This window comes from Fictibacillus sp. 7GRE50 (assembly GCF_015903875.1).
In the GTDB taxonomy this organism is placed as follows: domain Bacteria; phylum Bacillota; class Bacilli; order Bacillales; family Fictibacillaceae; genus Fictibacillus; species Fictibacillus phosphorivorans.
This window is the reverse complement of record NZ_JACZDW010000004.1, coordinates 105,572-122,413: the sequence shown is the minus strand read 5'-3', so window position 1 is coordinate 122,413 and position 16,842 is coordinate 105,572. Positions and strand designations below refer to the sequence as shown.

The following is a 16,842-nucleotide window of genomic DNA, read 5'->3' as shown; positions in this document are numbered from 1 at the left end:
TCCAAAACTTCAACCATCCTACATCCCGATTATTTAAGAGATCTTTTCATTCTCATAATTTCTTGGGCAATTTGGGCTGCCAGTTTTATTTCATTCCTTCTTATTGCGTCTTCTTGCTGCTTTTCTTTTTCTTGTATCTCCCGCAATAAAGGATAGCTAGAAATAATACGAATATAATCTGCGAGCTCTATTTCATTCAGCTCTTCACTGATTGTAAGCATCGCCAATTCTGAAGCTAATTTTCGTAATTTGTCATCATCGATACGCTGCATGAACAACCCTACATTGGGTTTATTTCCCTCTTCATAAAAGGCATATAAGTATGCAGCAATCGCGTTATGTTCTTCAACATTAAAGCCTGAATCCAACTTTTCCTGAATTAGAAAAGCGGCTTCCTCACTTTTTAACATATGTGCAAGAACAATACGTTCAGCATTCAGATTTCTAGGCAACAATGACTTTTGCAAAAGTGTTTGTATTCTAAAATTATTATCCCGCTTTTTAGGGCCGTTATCCTTAGACCTTTGCAGTTGCTTGAAAGTCTGTGTTTGCTGTTGTTTAAGAGCATCTAATGACAGATTAAATTCAGAAGCGATCTGTCGGAGATAATGATCTCGTTCAACCGCTTTTGGCAGACGCGCAATTTCTTGGATAATCTCTTCGATATAGATCATCCGTTCTCCTTCATCCCGAAGGTTTTTACCGCGCCTGTAATATTGTATTTTAAATGCCATCACAGTTAGGCTAGCCCCTATTATATCTTTTAAAAACGAATCGTTTCCAAATTGGGAAATATAGTCATCGGGGTCCATTCCATCAGGCATCTGTGAGATCTTCACGGTGCAGCCTTGTTTTGTTAAGATTTCTGAAGCTCTAAACGCCGCTTCGACTCCTGCTCGGTCTGAGTCATAGCAGATTGTGACAGACTGAACATTTCGTTTCAAAATGGCTGCATGATCTTCGGTCAGCGAAGTACCTAATGTTGCAACACCATTTGTAACACCTGCTCTATACGCTGCAATCGTATCCACATAACCCTCAAAGATGACAGCATGCTGTTTCTGTCTCATCTCGGCACGTGCAAGGTTTAAACCATAAAGAGTTCTTCCTTTCTGGAAGATCTTCGATTCCGGACTGTTTAAATACTTTGGCTCGTCCTTTCCGTCTAAAACACGGCCGCCAAAAGCAACAACTGCACCTGTACGGTCCCAAATCGGAAACATGACCCGATTTCTAAATCGATCGTACGGTTTTCCATCAGATTGTCTCTTTCCAATCAACCCGACTTTTTCAGCGATGTGTAGATCCATTCCTCGCTTTTGAAGAAATTGTGATGCGGTCTCCCATGAATCTGGGGCAAAACCAATCTGGAACCGCTCTATGGATTCTCTTGTGAATCCTCTTTTCTCCAAATACTCTAAAGCTGGTCTTCCTTGCTTTGTGTGAAGTAAGCAGTGATGATACAATTTAGCCAACAACTCATGAATCTCAGTCATCGCTCTTTTCTCGTCAGAGCTTTTTTCGGAGAAGTTTTGCTGATGAATTTGAGGAAGTTCAATGTCACTCTTTTTGCCTAGCTGCGTTACAGCTTCAACAAAAGTGTACCCTTCAATGTTCATTAAAAAGGAAAAAACATTGCCTCCCGCTCCACAACCGAAACAATGGTAAATCTGTTTGTCAGGTGAGACAGAAAAGGATGGCGATTTCTCCCCATGAAAAGGGCAAAGACCAAAATAATTTCTGCCTTGTTTCTTAAGAGGAACATAATCGCTGATCACGTCAACAATATCGTTAGAAGACCTGACCTTCTCAATTAAATCCTCAGGTATACGTTCCATATTACCACCACAGAATCTCTGATTCTTTTAGACACTAGATATATATTCGTTGCACAATTCTATTTTCCTTCAACATTCGACAGGATTTCGCAAAAAACTGTGCAGAATCTTTCTGTGTCCTCTTTTTTAAATTTAGCAGGTCCTTTTGAGTGCTTGCCAGAACGTCTAGCTTTTGCTGACATATAACGATCATGCAGCACTTGCTCCATTTCATTCTCTTGAAACTGTTTCCCTCTTGGGGTGATAACGTAAACCCCTTTTGACAAAAGAAGACTTGCGAGGGCATGATCTTGAGTCACAACAAGATCATTTCTTTTGGAATGATTATGTATGTAAAGATCAACTTCTTCAGGACTTGCATCAACCAATATCCAGCGACCAGGCTGGTCCGTGTTACTCGCGTGAGCGTAAGATGTAACGAATATTGGTTCAAAGACAAACATTTTGGAGAACTTGAATATTTCTTCCTTTATCACAACAGGACAAGCATCTGCATCTACAAATACATTACCAATTAATTTTTCCATATTCTTATGTTCTACTTTTACAGTGATTCTCCTTTATATGAGAGCATTTGTTTAAAATTAACATACTCAATTTATCACTATTTTGGACAAACTTATAAAATTTAATCACAATGTAATATTATAATAAAAGTCTCGCCGTTTTACCAGTAAAATGATGAAAATAAAAAAGCGCAATCATTTGCGCTTTATTTATATGACTTTCCTTGGAACAAGTTATAGATCACATTTGCAGATTCTTCGACCGCTTTATTGGAGACCTCAACCACTCTGCATCCAATTTGATCAACGATCTTGTTAAAGTAGACGAGCTCTTGTTTGATTCTTTCCATGTTAGCGTAGTTCGCTTCAGAGTTTAAACCAAGCGCTTTCAAACGTTCTCTACGTATGTCGTTTAATTTTTCAGGCGTAATCTTAAGACCGAAGCATTTGTTTGGTGATACTTTAAACAATTCTTCTGGGGGTTCTACTTCTGGTACGATGGGTACATTTGCCACCTTTAAGCGTTTATGTGCTAAGTATTGCGAAAGTGGTGTTTTTGAAGTTCTTGATACACCGATTAAAACAACATCAGCTTTTAGAATTCCTCTAGGATCTCTGCCATCATCATATTTAACAGCAAACTCAATAGCTTCTACTTTTCGAAAGTAATCATCATCTAGTTTATGCACGACTCCGGGTTCATATCTCGGAACTTGATTCAGCCGAGATTGCAGCTGATTCATAATCGGACCCATGATATCCACTGTAGGGATGTTGTGCAATGCCGCCTGCTTAGCAACGTATTCACTTATTTCAGGCACTACAAGGGTAAAAGCTATGATCCCGTTATGGTCCTTCGCTAATGAGATGACCTCATCAATCGTCTCTTTATCCTCAACATAGGGTACTCTCTTAATCTCTATTCCATTTGAATTAAATTGGCTCGCGGCCGCTTTAACAACCAACTCTGCCGTTTCTCCGACTGAATCGGAAACGACATATACGATAGGACGTCCTGTCATGTTGGCCTCCCCATTCAATTATAGTAATTCGTCATGTGCTAGTTCTACAAAAGCCTTCGTGATATTTGTCTTTGTAATTCTTCCTACAACATCAAAACCACTCTCATCGTCTGAGCGTTTAACTACTGGAAGACAATCTATCTGTTTTCTAATCAAGATGTGTGCGATATCTAATAGATAATCATCTTTAAAACAATATGTGATATTAGGCATCCTAGTCATTATAATGTTAATCGGGATACTATTGATCTCTTGTTTCCCCATACTTGCTCTTAATAAATCTTTTCGTGACGCTACGCCAGCAAGATGCCCATTCTTATTGATGATAAATAAAGTTCCAACATCCTCCAAAAACATCGTACAGATAGCTTCATACACCGTAGCTGAATCTTGTACGACCACAGGCATCGATGTGAATTCAGCAACTTTGATCTTTTTTATTTTTTCTGTTAAAAGCTGCGAGCCCGTCTTCCCGGTATAAAAATAACCGACTCTTGGCCTTGCATCCAGATAACCTGCCATCGTTAGAATAGCAAGATCGGGTCTAAGTGTAGCTCTTGTTAAATCTAGTTGATCTGCAATTTGTTCTCCTGTAATAGGTCCGTTATCTTTAACAATCTCAATGATTTTTTGCTGCCTCTTATTAAGTTCGATCGTGTACACCACCTTTTGCCGCATCCAATGTGTTATACTTATTCTCATTATTATAACCTATTCATTGGAGAAAGCGAACTAAAAAAACTGTAAAGAATAAAAGCTTCACAGTTTTTCACGATAAATCATCTAATTGTTTCAGAAACTTCTTTGATTTTAGAAATACCCCTGAGTATTCGTCCATGTAGGCGTCAAATAACATTCGAAGCTCTCTCTTCGTTTCCTTTTTTAAGGAGACATTTCCAAGCCTTGCAAGATCCAAGTGATAAAACATATGAAGCAGCTTTACCGAACCCCTTGAGATTCGCATCTTGTAAGGATCTTTGTATGAACACCTTTCACAAAGAAAACCTCCTTCTCTAATCGAGAAAGAAAAATCGCCTTCTGTTGAGTGACATGAAACACATTTACTCAGTTCAGGTACGATTCCACTTGTTTTCATTATTTTTATTTCAAATAAAAAAGCGATAACTTCGGGATCAATACCATGATTGATATATTCTAAGGATTGTTTGATCCATCCGAAAAGGTCTGGTTTCAGATCATCCTCAGATGTGTTTCTATCTAATAGTTCTACTAAGTAAGCTGCATAAGCTGTCTTAACTAGATCTTCTCTTATTTTTCTGAAAGAAGACAGCGCCTCACCTTGCTGTAAAGTTCCAAGCCCTCTGCCTTTTTGAAAAACAAAAATTCCGTATGTAAAAAGCTGCGTAATGGAAGTAAAGCGGCTTTTGGGCTTTTTGGCTCCTCTTGCCATTACGCCTACTTTCCCAAATTCTTTTGTATACAAAGTAATGATCGTATTGGATTCACCATACGGAACGGTTTTAATGACGATTCCTTCCACTTTATAAAGCAAGGTAAATCACCACCCTCTCAAATCTAAGAAGGCACCGTAGTTACTTTTTAATGAAATGGAGGTTCCTCAAGAGACTCTTCGTAAGGAATAACTGCTGATAATGCTGTTATTTCAAGGTCTAGCTCTTTGTATAACAAATAGGTATCAATACTGCCCGTTTCACAGAATACTTTCCAAGTAAATTCTTTCATGTTTGGACACACCTTTCTATTTGTTTTTCTCCTGTAATAACTAGGTTCACCTTAATTGTTTATTTCATGTCAAGGAAATTTTAACAGTTTTTTACTTTTGAGTTTTCGCAGTGGGTCATTCTTGTAAGTGGTTGTTTTCCGTTTCAGGTACTCGCTTTCCGGGGGGCGTGCGGTGAGCCACCTTGACGCTTTGCGCCCTAAGGTGTCTCACCTGTCACACTCATCCCCCAGGAGTCTCGCACCTTTCACTCCAAATAACTATTCAAAAACGAACTACAAACCCATTTAAAGTAACTGCTGTTTAATACTCATCCTCATTGAAACCGAACTCGGTTAGCTGCTTTTGGCGGTTTCTCCAATCGTTTTGTACTTTTACGTACAATTCTAAGAAGACACGTGAGCCTAAGAGAGTTTCAATGTCTGCTCTTGCTCTTTTTCCGATCTCTTTTAGCATCTTTCCTTGTTTTCCAATGATGATTCCTTTTTGAGACGAACGTTCTACAATGATCGTTGCGTTTACAAACACGACGTTCTTTTCTTCGCGTTCTTTCATCTCCTCTATGACTACTGCTACGGAGTGTGGAATTTCTTCGCGTGTCAAATGTAGAACTTTCTCGCGAATTAATTCTGCAGTAATAAATCGCTCCGGATGATCGGTTACCTGGTCTTCAGGGTAAAATTGCGGCCCTTCTTCCATGTAGGAAACGATCTGTTCAAGAAGTGTGTCCACATTGTTTCCGTTAAGAGCAGAAATTGGAACAACTTCAGCAACGTCTAGCTTATTTCTATACATATCAATCAACGGCAATAATTGATCAGGATGTACTTTATCGATTTTATTTATGACTAAAAAGACCGGATTTTTCACATTTTGAAGTCTGTCGATAATGAACTGGTCACCACGGCCATAACCTTCTTCTGCATTAATAACAAACAGGATAAGGTCGACTTCATTTAAAGTTTGCTGAGCCGTTCTTGTCATAAAATCGCCTAGCTTATGCTTAGGTTTATGAATACCTGGTGTATCAATAAAGATGACTTGAGATTCATCAGTTGTATAAACCGCTTGAATCTTATTTCTTGTTGTTTGAGGCTTGTCACTCATTATGGCGATTTTCTGTCCGATCACTTTATTTAAAAGTGTGGATTTCCCTACGTTAGGTCTGCCGATAATCGTTACAAAACCTGATTTATAGCCTTCTTTAATCATTTAGGTCCTCCGGTGAGAATGCACCAGGCAATAAATCTTTTACTAAGATCTCCTGTACATCACCTTTAAGGTTCGTTAAATAAACAGGCATTTCAGGCGGACATAACTCAGAGATAACTTGTCGGCATGCTCCACAAGGAGGTACAGGACGCTTCGTATCTGCTACAACAGCGATCGCGCTGAACTTCGTGTCACCTTCTGTATACGCTTTAAATAATGCCGTACGTTCGGCACAGCATGTTAAGCTGTACGCGGCGTTCTCAATATTCGCTCCGTTATATACTTTACCTTCAACCGTTAGTAGAGCTGCACCTACTTGAAACTTAGAGTAAGGTACGTAAGCCTTTTCACGTGCGAGTTTCGCTTGATCCATCAATTGTTCTTTATTCATTACTCTTTCACCTTCTTAACAAATATAGCTTCATACTATCTATGAGTGGTTCAATAAATAGCAGTATACCGATTATAACAGCAAATATTGAAAAAACCAAAACTGCACCTGCTGCGGCGTCTTTTGCCTTCTTCGCGAGGGGATGTTTTTTCTCTGTTATAAGATCAATCGTGCTCTCTATCGCTGTATTTACAAGCTCAAGCGATAGTACAATGCCTATTACAATAAATAAAAGGACGAATCTCTCTTTAGAAAAATCAAGTGCAATCGCGAAAATAATCACGATTACACTCACAAAGGTGTGGATTCTAAAATTTTGTTCCGATTTAAAGGTTGAGATTATTCCTGTAAAAGCAAAAACAAAACTTGAGAACAACTTTTTCCAAGCGATCATCTTTTTAGACCATATTGCTCCAGAATCTCTTCTTGTCTTCCAAACATTCTTTTTTCATCTTCATCGTTCATATGGTCATAGCCTAATAAATGCAAGAAGCCGTGAACGGCAAGAAAGCCCATTTCTCTTTCAAGTGAGTGTCCGTATTCTGCCGCTTGTTCCTTCGCAACATCAAGACAGATGATGATATCACCTAAGAACCTTGTCTCTTCACCACCGATGATCTCTGTCTCATCTTCACCCATTTCTTCCATAGCAAAAGAAATAACATCCGTTACACTATCTTTTTGTCTGTACTCATTGTTTATTTCTTGAATTCGTTCTTTCGTCACGATTGTTACTGATACTTCCGCTTGCCCTGTCTCTTCCATCTCAGCCGCTTTTTCAAGAACGTTACTTAATAACTCTTGAAATTCGGAGCTGTTTTCGTCAATCTCGTTTAAATACTCTACATGTAGCATCATTGTTTTTCCACCTTTTTTGTTTCTTCTGGATACTCAATTCTGGAATGAAAAATTCCTTTTAACGTTTCTGTAAGTGTTTTTGCAACGATGTCCAATTCTTTTAGCGTGATATCACATTCATCGAACTGACCATCTTCTAGCCTGTCATTAATAATTTTTCGTATGATCCCATCAATTTTAACAGGTGTTGGTTTCGTCAACGATCGAACAGCCGCTTCTACAGCATCAGAGATCCCGATGATTGCAACTTCTTTCGTTTGAGCTTTTGGTCCAGGATATCGGAAGTCCGATTCTGCTACTTCCTTATCTGTTAGCTGAGCTGCTTTATGATAAAAGAATTTTAGCAGGGTCGTTCCATGGTGCTGTTCAGCGATATCAATAATCTCTTTTGGAATCTTTTCTGCCCGGAGCATGTCAGCCCCATCATATGGGTGTGCCGTAATGATGGTCTTACTTAACTGTGGTGCTATCTTATCATGCGGGTTGTCCATATTCATCTGATTTTCAATAAAAAAATGCGGCCTTTTTGTTTTCCCAACGTCGTGGTAATAAGAACCAACTCTAGCTAGTAAACCGTTAGCACCAATAGACTCGCATGCCGCTTCTGAAAGGTTGGCGACCATGATGCTATGGTGATACGTCCCAGGTGCTTCCATGAGCACTTTTCTTAAAATTGGGTGGTTAGGATTCGAGAGCTCGATTAACTTTGTCACAGATAAAATGTTAAACGATGATTCTATGACCGGAAGAAGTCCTAGTGTTAACACAGCTGAAACAAAACCTGAAATGGCTGCACAACCAAGATCTAGCCCAATTTGCAGAGAAGTGAATTTTCCGTTTTGCAGCAATAACACACTCGCTACTGTTAGGATGGCTATAAAAGAAACAAAAAATCCAGCTTGCAAGATTTTAGATCGTTGTTGTGTCTTTCCTAAAAATACGATTCCTGAAATGCCGTTAAATAAAACATACATACTCATTATGAAATTAAAATTCCCAGCTGTTTGTTCGTTAAATATCAATGCTGCACTAAACGCAAAGATAATCGTAGATACGACTGCGAGCTCTTCATTAAACAACATCTTGATCATCATCGCTCCTGCCGCGACAGGGACAGCATACATGAGACTCATTAGACCAAGTTCTGTACTAACACTCAATACTTTCATCACAACGAGTGTTAAGGTGAAAAGGAGAGCGTAGATGGTTACATACTTACGAAAATGCTCTTTCTCACGCTCTTCTTTCATAAAATAATATAAACCTGCCATCACGATCAATACAAAAAGGAATAATCCGTAATAAGGATACGTTTTCATTTCCTGATCTAATAATCCAACCTTTTTGAGTCTATCAAAGATTTCAGGCGTGATTACTGCCCCGCTTTTAACGAGAACTTCTCCTTCTCGAATTACAACTTCTTCAACTTTGTCGCTCGCTTCTTTCCGTTTTTGGCGTGTTTTTTCTGTATCTAACGTTCTGTTCGCGATGATAAAGCTTCGTGTGATCTCTTCTGTTGCATTTCGAAGCGAATAAGGTAGATTGTTATCACGTATTAATTGAATAGCTTCGCTTCTTGCTTCTTCTACTTCTTCGACCATAATTGGCTCTGATAAAACTCTGTTCACTACATCAGGAGCTAAATTCTTCACATTGGTTAATTCTGCTTTACTTGCTTCAGCGAGTGCAATATACGTTTCATCTGATATGTCAGATTTATCGATTGAATCTTTTAATTGAATGACTTTCTGATCTAAAGAAAGAGTAGCCTCATCTTCCTTTTTCTTTTTTTCTTCAGATTCTGTAATCGTTATGACGATATCTAGCAAATCCTTTAAGGCTTCAGCTTGTACTAAAGCGAGGTCTTTATTAAACGTATACTCATTTTTAATACTTTCTTCAGCGAGCTTCTTTCTGGCTTCTGTCTGATCTTCTAACGGGATTGTGATAGGTGATTGAATGTCCCGGGGTGAACGCTCATAAACGTTAACATCCACTACATTAGGAGTTACGTTGCTGACTAAAAGGGAAAATAGAATGATTCCCATTACGATAAACGATACTGTTGCTACACTCAAACGAAAGTAATTAGACAAAAGATGCCTGAAATTGGCCAAACGCTACCACTCCTTAAACTGTACATCCTATTCTAATCTTAGCAAAAGTTGGTCAATTATGGTACTTCTCAATAAGAAAAGCTTAATTAATTGGTTTATTTATTCAATTTGCCACTAAAACCCGCTATACATACAAAAAACACGACTGAAGATCATCCTTTAAGGCAAAGAAAAAAGACTCCAAAATGGATGGAGTCCTTAGTCTTCGTATGTTTCATATGCTTCAATAATTCGCTGAACAAGTGGATGACGAACTACATCCAATTGTTTTAAGTATATAAAATCGATGCCTTTAACGCTTTCAAGCCTTTTTTCAGTTACTTTTAATCCCGATTCTTTTCCACGAGGAAGATCTATTTGAGTAAGATCACCTGTGATGACCATCTTCGATCCAAAACCAAGACGCGTTATAAACATCTTCATCTGTTCTGGTGTAGTATTTTGAGCCTCATCTAGAATGACAAAGCTTTCATCAAGTGTACGGCCTCTCATGTACGCCAGCGGAGCAATTTCAATCGTACCTCGCTCGATCAGCCTTTCTGTATGCTCAGCCCCTAGAAGGTCATGTAGAGCATCGTAGAGAGGACGCAGATAAGGATCTACTTTTTCTTTAAGATCGCCTGGGAGAAATCCTAAACTCTCACCCGCTTCAACAGCTGGACGAGTAAGCACGATCTTTTTCATCTTACCTTCTTTTAAAGCATTGACGGCCATAACAACCGCAAGATAGGTTTTCCCTGTACCAGCAGGACCGATACCAAATACGAGGTCGCGCTTTCTCATGGACTGCACATAGTGACGCTGTCCTAGCGTTTTTACACGAATTGGTTTTCCTTTGGCAGTAACAGCAATATCCTCTTCATAAAGCTCACTTAATTCATCCAGCATATTTTTTTCCGCAAGCTGAACAGCATAAACTATGTCTCTTTCTGAAATCTTGATACCTTTTCGCACCAACTTCAGCAGAACAAACAAAGTCTCTTCAACCATTTCTGCTTTATTCAGTTCACCTGATACTAAGATGTCTTCTCCTCTAGTGACTATACTTACGTTAAGCTTGTCTTCAATCACCTTTAAGAAAGCATCATTAGGCCCAAAAAGCGAAGCTGCTTCTGTCGTATTTTCGAGTTGTAATGAATTAAGTCTTTTCGTTTCTGACAAACTACTCATTCTCCTTGTTGGATAGGTATAGGTTGTGCAGATGCAATATTTTCAATTACTTGGTAGAGCATCGTTAGTTTAACTTTACCATTCGAGACGTTTTGTTGCCAAACTTTTTCACCATTAATTTTTGCGTCTTCTGGCAATTTTTTCGAAAGTTCCTTCTTCGCCATCTTTTTTCCTACTTCAATTGCTTCGGCTTTTGAATAAGAACGTTTTACTCCATCTGTTTCCCTGATCTCTTTTTTTATATAAGAAAACGGCATTTTCCATTTGGCTAGATAAAGAGGTGATTCATTTAGTGTTTCCGTTTTATCTTTAAATTCTCCTTCTGAAAAACCGTATACAGGAACATTCAGTCCAAAGAGTGAAACATAATGCCTGTTTTTATATTTACCGGTGTAGGTTTGAAATGAAGTATTTAATGGTACTTCAACTTCTGTTTGATACCAGACTTCTCCCCAAATTTCACCTTTCGCACTTACAAGCTGCGGCTTTTTTTCTTTTCCGATCAGACCTGAGACTAATAAAGATCCTTTTTTGACATAGTCGTTAACACCTACAATAGGTTGTCCCTTTTCAACGAATACGGAATGAATAACAGCCTCCTTTGTGGCAACAAGATGCCTCGGCCCTGTAACTTGCTTAGCTTCTGGAATCTCTTTTTCCACTACTTCAAACCGATAAGAAGTACCATGCTGAGTGACACCGATCCAAGTAACGTTATCCATCTTCTCTGTTAGATCTCGCTGTATCTCTCTAACATTCGGCAACAAGAAAATAAATTTACCTTTTGTTACTCCAAGTTCTACTGCTGCTTTTCTTAACTCGTATTCTGTCTTAGGATTTGCCCCCGTAACATTTATATTCCAAATCATATTAGATAATAAAAATAATAAAAAGATAAACGATAGCATACCAAGGATAAAACCGTTTCTCTTCCACATTCTTTTAAGAAGAAAAGGCGTCCCCTTCTTTTCTTTAATCCTAATCTTCAACTTGTTTTCTTTTAAGATCCCTCTTGCTTTTTGTACATCTGTGACAGATATGGAGACGAGCGCACGGTTGTTATCAAGAGGCTGGATATCCCATATGCTAATACCAGATTGAATACACGTATTGATAAATGAACTAGAATCTTGTCCAATAATCTCTACCCTTACATATCCTTTCAAATGGTTCCATTTCGTTTTCATCTTTTCCCTCCCTGTGCAATAAAGTCTTATTCGTTTTCGAAGTCGACAGAAGCGATCGTACCTTCTAATAAGATTTCTTCCGGTAAGATCGTTTTAATAACAAACTCGCTTCCTTTTATATGAAGCATGCCTTGTTTTAGCTTGAGTGTGAGTTGTTCATTCGAGAACGCTTTAACTCCTCTATGGTTCTCAATATATATGTGCAGCTGTCCGATCATCGTGATCCGGGGTAGATCCATCACTACATCTGCTGGTAGCTCAAGGTTTTGCATCATCCATTTATTCACTTGCTGCCGCAATTTGCCCATAAAAAAACCCCCTCTCTCCATTTTTATGAGAGAAGGGGGGAAACTATCACTCTAAATACAAGTATCTCTTTCTTTAAGAACGCTTTTGCAACGCTTTAGGCTTTGAAAGAATCTCTGACCATATGACTGCTTTTTGCAATTCTTGTTGATCTACTTTAAAATCGTTCATAATTTTATCTTCTTTATCTTGATATCGGTTAGAGACTTTTTCTGCCTGTTTAACCTGACGTTGATTGGTTCGGCGTTCATATACTTTGTCAGCCATTTTCGCTGTTCCTATTTCAATCGCCTTTTCCGCTTTTTTCATTTCGTTGGCTGTAGGTTCAGCTGGCAAACCAAAAGGAGAAACGGTTTGTTTTGGATTTTCTCTATTCCGTCGATTAGGTTCCGCACGTTTTGTTTCCTTCATTTCTTTTTGGCGTTTAAAGACACTATACAAGCCGCCTGCAATCAGAATAACAAAAGCGATATTTGCTAGTAAGAGTTCAATAATCGCTTCTATAATATTCATACTTACAACTTCCGTCCTTTATCATCATTCTCTTTATCAGGGTTTGATGATTTACTGATGGATTCACGCATCGTCGTGTCCGCCATTATGTTCTTCATGTTCATATAATCCATAAAACCCATGTTACCAGAACGAAGAGCTTCTGCTAATGCCATTGGAACCTCTGCTTCTGCTTCTACAACTTTTGCTCTCATCTCTTGTACTTTTGCCTTCATCTCTTGCTCTTTAGCTACCGCCATCGCACGTCTTTCTTCTGCTTTTGCCTGAGCGATATTTTTATCTGCCATCGCTTGATCTGTTTGAAGTTCCGCTCCGATGTTCTTGCCAATATCAATGTCTGCAATATCAATGGACAGAATCTCAAAAGCCGTTCCTGCATCTAATCCTTTTGATAAAACGGTCTGTGAGATCAGATCTGGATTTTCAAGCACTTTTTTGTGTGTCGCTGAAGAACCGATCGTACTAACAATCCCTTCACCAACACGGGCGATTATCGTTTCTTCACCAGCTCCACCTACTAGACGATCGATATTCGCACGAACTGTAATTCTGGCTTTTGCTTTCACTTCAATCCCATCTAATGCTACACCCGCAATAAAAGGTGTTTCAATTACTTTAGGGTTTACACTCATTTGAACGGCTTCGAGTACATCACGTCCCGCAAGATCAATGGCTGCTGCTCTCTCGAAGCTTAGTTCTATATTTGCTCGATGCGCTGCAATCAACGCATTTACTACTCTGTCAACATTCCCTCCAGCTAGGTAATGACTTTCAAGCTGGTTCGTACTTAAATCTAACCCCGCTTTTACCGCTTTAATCAATGGATTAACTACACGGTTTGGAATAACTCTTCTTAATCTCATCCCGACCAAAGTAAATATCCCTACTCTTACTCCTGCTGCTAATGCAGAAATCCATAACATAACGGGCACAAACGTAAATAATACAGCTAATGCGATTACAATCAACCCTATAACTACAATGCTGGCGATCGATCCGAATTCTAACATCTACACACTCTCCATTCGTTATTTATTCATTATTTTTTTCAATAGCTCTTACTACAACACGTCCACCAGAAACTTTAATGATTTTTACAGTCGTGCCTTTTTCAATATACGATCCTTCAGTTACTACATCTAAGAACTCATCATCAAGCTTTAAACTGCCAGAAGGGCGTAATGTTGTCGCTGTTACGCCAATCCTGCCTGTTAAATCTTCACGTTCTTTGTGAGATAGATAACCTTTTTCAGAGCTCGTTGAATCAAATAGTACGAGTTTCTTTAAAGAACCGTTATAACCAAATGATCGTAAGAAGAAGTAAGATCCGATGATTGTAACAACAATCGCAATTGCAATGGCGATTAAGATTCCTGTTAATGATCCACCTGCCATGATCAATCCTGTTAACACGGCCAACACCCCCAGTATACCGATAATACCACCTGGTAGAAACAACTCTAGGATCAGTAAGATCAGTCCAACACCAAATAAAATAATTGCTTCCCAACCGGCAAGACCGGCTATCATATGACCGTAAAAAAATAGCAATAATGATAATGCACCGATAGAACCTGCAATTCCAAAACCAGGTGTATAGAGCTCTAATACAAGACCTAGGCTTCCTAAAGATAAAAGAATAGGCACGACAACAGGATTTGTAACAAAACGTGCTATCTTATCCGCGAAACTAGGATTAGACTCTAAAATCTTAGCATCCTCCAAATTCAGATGTGCTAGCAGTTCTTGACGATCTTCTGCAATTTTTTCTGCATATCCTACTTTTAATGCTTCACTGGCTGTAAGAGTAAGCAGCTCACCTTTTTCTAAGCCAAGTTCAGGAATCTCAACGTCTGGGTCTACCATCGCCTCAGCATATATGGGAGTCCTCTCATTCAGCTCTGCTGCTGCGAGCATTTCCGCTTTCCAAGCAGACTCTGCTTTTTGTCCAGCGGTATTTCCTTGGCTATCGATCACAGCGGCAGATCCAATTGTTGTAGATGGCTTCATGACAATTTGGTCGGCATTTAAGGCGATATACGCTCCTGCTGAAAAAGCATTTTTAACCACGTAAGCTGTGATTGGAATTTCTGATTCTCTCATGACTTTTGCAATATGTAATGCTGCGTCTACTCGGCCACCAGGAGTATAGATCTCTAGAACGATATGATCCGTTCCATCTTTTTTTGCCTTTTGGATACTTCGATCTAAAAAAGCTTCAAGACCTCTTTCTACTTCATGTTCTACAGGTATGAAAGTAACCGTCTTTCCTTTACCTGCTGAGAATACTTGTGAAGTTGAAAGCACTCCATATATTCCCCAGATCAGACAAAGCATATAGATGAGCAGTCGAATCCTTTTCACAAACTAACACCCCCTCCACTCTATTTTACGTTAATTTGTGGAAAAAAGTTTCAAAAAATAAGAAAACGCCCTGTATAAATACAGAGCGTTTGTCATTTCAATTATGATAGTTGTTGCTGAACAATACGATTAACGAGTCCGCCATCGGCTTTCCCTTTAACTTTAGGCATGAGAGCCCCCATAACTTTACCCATATCAGCTTTTGAAGCAGCACCTATTTCAGAAATGGTTTGAGCAACGATTTCTTGAAGTTCTTCTTCTGTGAGCTGTTTTGGTAAATATGGCGTAAGAACAGCAATTTCATCTTGAAGTCCAGCGACTAAATCATCGCGGCCAGCTTTTTCGAATTCTTGGAGGGAGTCTTTTCTTTGTTTCATTTCGCGTACAAGAACGGTAAGCTCTTCTTCCTCATTTAATTCACGGCCTTGCTTGATGGCCTCATTTTGAAGTGATGCCTTAAGCATGCGAATTACAGAAAGCTTCTGCTTGTTCTTGTCCTTCATCGCTTGTTTCATATCTTGATTTAATTCATTAAGAAGACTCATATTACTAACTTACACCCCGCTTAGAACTTACGCTTTCTTGCTGCCTCAGCCTTCTTCTTACGCTTTACGCTTGGCTTTTCATAATGCTTGCGCTTTTTAACTTCAGCCAATGTTCCATCTTTGGAAACGGATCTTTTAAAACGACGAAGAGCATCATCAATGGATTCATTCTTGCGAATACGTGTTTCTGCCATTTGTATTTCCCTCCCTCCAGACCACCCTTACATAAAGTAAAGATGCGTCACATATCTTTTGCCATTATAATATATCCTTGCAATACGGTCAACTCAATTTAAACAAGTTGGTCGGAGAGAGCAGGTAATTATTCAAAAACAGATATTAATAGTCTGAAGTGGATGTTCCGCCTTCAACAATCGCGATTCCTGCACTAGCACCAATACGAGTCGCACCAGCTTCAATCATAGCTAAAGCTGTCTCACGGTCTCTAACTGCTCCAGATGCTTTTACACCAATATTTGGTCCAACAGTTTTACGCATTAATTTGATATCTTCTACAGTTGCTCCACCAGTAGAGAATCCTGTTGAAGTTTTAACAAAATCAATTCCAGCTTTTACAGCAATTTCACATGCTTTTACTTTTTCTTCATCCGTTAAAAGACACGTTTCAATAATGATTTTAGTAAGTGCTTTACCTTTAGCTGCTTCAACAACAGCACGAACATCTTGTTCAACTAGCTCATAGTTTCCATCTTTTAAAGCCCCAATGTTAATAACCATATCAACTTCAGTAGCACCATTTTCAATCGCATTCTTCGTTTCGAACGCTTTTACTTCTGGAGTGTTTGCACCTAATGGAAAACCAATTACAGTACAAACCGCTACATCTGAACCTTTTAATTGTTCGAATGCTGTATAAACCCAAGTTGGATTAACACAAACAGAAAAGAAATTATATTTTTTAGCTTCCTCACAAAGAGTTAAGATTTCTTTCTTTGAAGTTTCAGCTTTTAATGCTGTGTGGTCGATCATTCTTGCAACGTTTAAATTGCTCATTTCAACAAACCCTTTCTAAATAAAAAAATTAAACAACGTTAGTATCATAACAAATTTTTCGACATAAATCGAGCATCTAAAATATTTTTACAGAGAG

20 protein-coding genes are annotated in these 16,842 nt (G+C 38.8%); all 20 read right to left on the bottom strand.

From position 1 onward, the window contains the following. Window positions 1-29: 29 nt before the first annotated feature. The gene (gene dnaG, locus IHV12_RS15655) at window positions 30-1,838 is read right to left on the bottom strand and encodes a DNA primase (protein WP_197191453.1); all 1,809 of its coding nucleotides are present in this window, start codon (window positions 1,836-1,838) and stop codon (window positions 30-32) included. A 59-nt stretch (window positions 1,839-1,897) separates the two neighbouring features. After that, complete coding sequence (locus IHV12_RS15650; RefSeq protein WP_197133173.1) at window positions 1,898-2,365, bottom strand: YaiI/YqxD family protein; 468 nt, start codon at window positions 2,363-2,365, stop codon at window positions 1,898-1,900. 185 nt (window positions 2,366-2,550) lie between these two features. After that, complete coding sequence (locus tag IHV12_RS15645) at window positions 2,551-3,366, bottom strand: pyruvate, water dikinase regulatory protein (RefSeq protein ID WP_197133175.1); 816 nt, start codon at window positions 3,364-3,366, stop codon at window positions 2,551-2,553. 18 nt (window positions 3,367-3,384) lie between these two features. After that, window positions 3,385-4,044, bottom strand: a complete 660-nt coding sequence (locus tag IHV12_RS15640) for a helix-turn-helix transcriptional regulator (protein WP_231620774.1) — start codon at window positions 4,042-4,044, stop codon at window positions 3,385-3,387. A gap of 91 nt (window positions 4,045-4,135) precedes the next feature. Further along, a complete protein-coding gene (gene recO / locus IHV12_RS15635; RefSeq protein ID WP_197191452.1) occupies window positions 4,136-4,879 on the bottom strand; it encodes a DNA repair protein RecO in 744 nt (247 codons plus the stop codon). Window positions 4,880-4,926: 47 nt separating this feature from the next. Beyond that, window positions 4,927-5,070, bottom strand: a complete 144-nt coding sequence (locus tag IHV12_RS15630; RefSeq protein ID WP_197133180.1) for a YqzL family protein — start codon at window positions 5,068-5,070, stop codon at window positions 4,927-4,929. Between the two features lie 301 nt (window positions 5,071-5,371). Further along, on the bottom strand, window positions 5,372-6,280 hold the full coding sequence (era, locus tag IHV12_RS15625; RefSeq protein WP_197133182.1) for a GTPase Era: 909 nt from the start codon (window positions 6,278-6,280) through the stop codon (window positions 5,372-5,374). Then, window positions 6,273-6,671 (bottom strand): cytidine deaminase, encoded by a 399-nt coding sequence (locus tag IHV12_RS15620; RefSeq protein ID WP_197133184.1) that lies wholly within the window; start codon window positions 6,669-6,671, stop codon window positions 6,273-6,275. Before IHV12_RS15620 ends, era begins: the two co-directional genes overlap by 8 nt. A 7-nt stretch (window positions 6,672-6,678) precedes the next feature. Continuing rightward, complete coding sequence (locus tag IHV12_RS15615; protein ID WP_197191451.1) at window positions 6,679-7,065, bottom strand: diacylglycerol kinase family protein; 387 nt, start codon at window positions 7,063-7,065, stop codon at window positions 6,679-6,681. Beyond that, entirely contained in the window at window positions 7,062-7,529 is a 468-nt protein-coding gene (gene ybeY / locus IHV12_RS15610) for an rRNA maturation RNase YbeY (RefSeq protein WP_197191450.1), read from the bottom strand. The genes IHV12_RS15615 and ybeY overlap by 4 nt, the downstream gene beginning before the upstream one ends. Beyond that, complete coding sequence (locus IHV12_RS15605; protein ID WP_197191449.1) at window positions 7,526-9,625, bottom strand: HD family phosphohydrolase; 2,100 nt, start codon at window positions 9,623-9,625, stop codon at window positions 7,526-7,528. Before IHV12_RS15605 ends, ybeY begins: the two co-directional genes overlap by 4 nt. A 219-nt stretch (window positions 9,626-9,844) precedes the next feature. Next, window positions 9,845-10,807 carry a PhoH family protein gene (locus IHV12_RS15600; RefSeq protein WP_144698989.1) on the bottom strand — a complete coding sequence of 321 codons (963 nt, stop codon included), beginning with the start codon at window positions 10,805-10,807 and terminating at the stop codon, window positions 9,845-9,847. A 5-nt stretch (window positions 10,808-10,812) separates the two neighbouring features. Continuing rightward, complete coding sequence (gene yqfD, locus IHV12_RS15595; RefSeq protein ID WP_197191448.1) at window positions 10,813-12,003, bottom strand: sporulation protein YqfD; 1,191 nt, start codon at window positions 12,001-12,003, stop codon at window positions 10,813-10,815. A gap of 26 nt (window positions 12,004-12,029) precedes the next feature. Beyond that, window positions 12,030-12,311 carry a sporulation protein YqfC gene (gene yqfC / locus IHV12_RS15590; protein WP_197133196.1) on the bottom strand — a complete coding sequence of 94 codons (282 nt, stop codon included), beginning with the start codon at window positions 12,309-12,311 and terminating at the stop codon, window positions 12,030-12,032. A 73-nt stretch (window positions 12,312-12,384) separates the two neighbouring features. Beyond that, window positions 12,385-12,822, bottom strand: coding sequence for a hypothetical protein (locus tag IHV12_RS15585; RefSeq protein ID WP_197191447.1), 438 nt, complete (start codon window positions 12,820-12,822; stop codon window positions 12,385-12,387). Window positions 12,823-12,824: 2 nt separating this feature from the next. Beyond that, window positions 12,825-13,832, bottom strand: a complete 1,008-nt coding sequence (gene floA, locus IHV12_RS15580) for a flotillin-like protein FloA (protein WP_197133214.1) — start codon at window positions 13,830-13,832, stop codon at window positions 12,825-12,827. 22 nt (window positions 13,833-13,854) lie between these two features. Beyond that, a complete protein-coding gene (locus IHV12_RS15575; RefSeq protein ID WP_370568821.1) occupies window positions 13,855-15,186 on the bottom strand; it encodes an NfeD family protein in 1,332 nt (443 codons plus the stop codon). Window positions 15,187-15,287: 101 nt separating this feature from the next. Beyond that, window positions 15,288-15,731 carry a GatB/YqeY domain-containing protein gene (locus IHV12_RS15570; protein ID WP_197133216.1) on the bottom strand — a complete coding sequence of 148 codons (444 nt, stop codon included), beginning with the start codon at window positions 15,729-15,731 and terminating at the stop codon, window positions 15,288-15,290. Between the two features lie 20 nt (window positions 15,732-15,751). Further along, complete coding sequence (rpsU, locus tag IHV12_RS15565) at window positions 15,752-15,925, bottom strand: 30S ribosomal protein S21 (protein ID WP_066237650.1); 174 nt, start codon at window positions 15,923-15,925, stop codon at window positions 15,752-15,754. Window positions 15,926-16,070: 145 nt separating this feature from the next. After that, window positions 16,071-16,745 (bottom strand): deoxyribose-phosphate aldolase, encoded by a 675-nt coding sequence (gene deoC, locus IHV12_RS15560; RefSeq protein WP_197133218.1) that lies wholly within the window; start codon window positions 16,743-16,745, stop codon window positions 16,071-16,073. Window positions 16,746-16,842 lie beyond the last annotated feature (97 nt).

What these genes read in the sequence shown, in the direction of transcription:
- IHV12_RS15570 (WP_197133216.1), bottom strand. Translation starts at nt 15,731, where the DNA reads ATGAGTCTTCTTAATGAATTAAATCAAGATATGAAACAAGCGATGAAG.
- IHV12_RS15650 (WP_197133173.1), bottom strand. Translation starts at nt 2,365, where the DNA reads ATGGAAAAATTAATTGGTAATGTATTTGTAGATGCAGATGCTTGTCCT.
- IHV12_RS15640 (WP_231620774.1), bottom strand. Translation starts at nt 4,044, where the DNA reads ATGCGGCAAAAGGTGGTGTACACGATCGAACTTAATAAGAGGCAGCAA.
- deoC (WP_197133218.1), bottom strand. Translation starts at nt 16,745, where the DNA reads ATGAGCAATTTAAACGTTGCAAGAATGATCGACCACACAGCATTAAAA.
- IHV12_RS15615 (WP_197191451.1), bottom strand. Translation starts at nt 7,065, where the DNA reads ATGATCGCTTGGAAAAAGTTGTTCTCAAGTTTTGTTTTTGCTTTTACA.
- IHV12_RS15630 (WP_197133180.1), bottom strand. Translation starts at nt 5,070, where the DNA reads ATGAAAGAATTTACTTGGAAAGTATTCTGTGAAACGGGCAGTATTGAT.
- IHV12_RS15645 (WP_197133175.1), bottom strand. Translation starts at nt 3,366, where the DNA reads ATGACAGGACGTCCTATCGTATATGTCGTTTCCGATTCAGTCGGAGAA.
- ybeY (WP_197191450.1), bottom strand. Translation starts at nt 7,529, where the DNA reads ATGATGCTACATGTAGAGTATTTAAACGAGATTGACGAAAACAGCTCC.
- yqfC (WP_197133196.1), bottom strand. Translation starts at nt 12,311, where the DNA reads ATGGGCAAATTGCGGCAGCAAGTGAATAAATGGATGATGCAAAACCTT.
- dnaG (WP_197191453.1), bottom strand. Translation starts at nt 1,838, where the DNA reads ATGGAACGTATACCTGAGGATTTAATTGAGAAGGTCAGGTCTTCTAAC.
- yqfD (WP_197191448.1), bottom strand. Translation starts at nt 12,003, where the DNA reads ATGAAAACGAAATGGAACCATTTGAAAGGATATGTAAGGGTAGAGATT.
- IHV12_RS15585 (WP_197191447.1), bottom strand. Translation starts at nt 12,822, where the DNA reads ATGAATATTATAGAAGCGATTATTGAACTCTTACTAGCAAATATCGCT.
- IHV12_RS15620 (WP_197133184.1), bottom strand. Translation starts at nt 6,671, where the DNA reads ATGAATAAAGAACAATTGATGGATCAAGCGAAACTCGCACGTGAAAAG.
- rpsU (WP_066237650.1), bottom strand. Translation starts at nt 15,925, where the DNA reads ATGGCAGAAACACGTATTCGCAAGAATGAATCCATTGATGATGCTCTT.
- era (WP_197133182.1), bottom strand. Translation starts at nt 6,280, where the DNA reads ATGATTAAAGAAGGCTATAAATCAGGTTTTGTAACGATTATCGGCAGA.
- floA (WP_197133214.1), bottom strand. Translation starts at nt 13,832, where the DNA reads ATGTTAGAATTCGGATCGATCGCCAGCATTGTAGTTATAGGGTTGATT.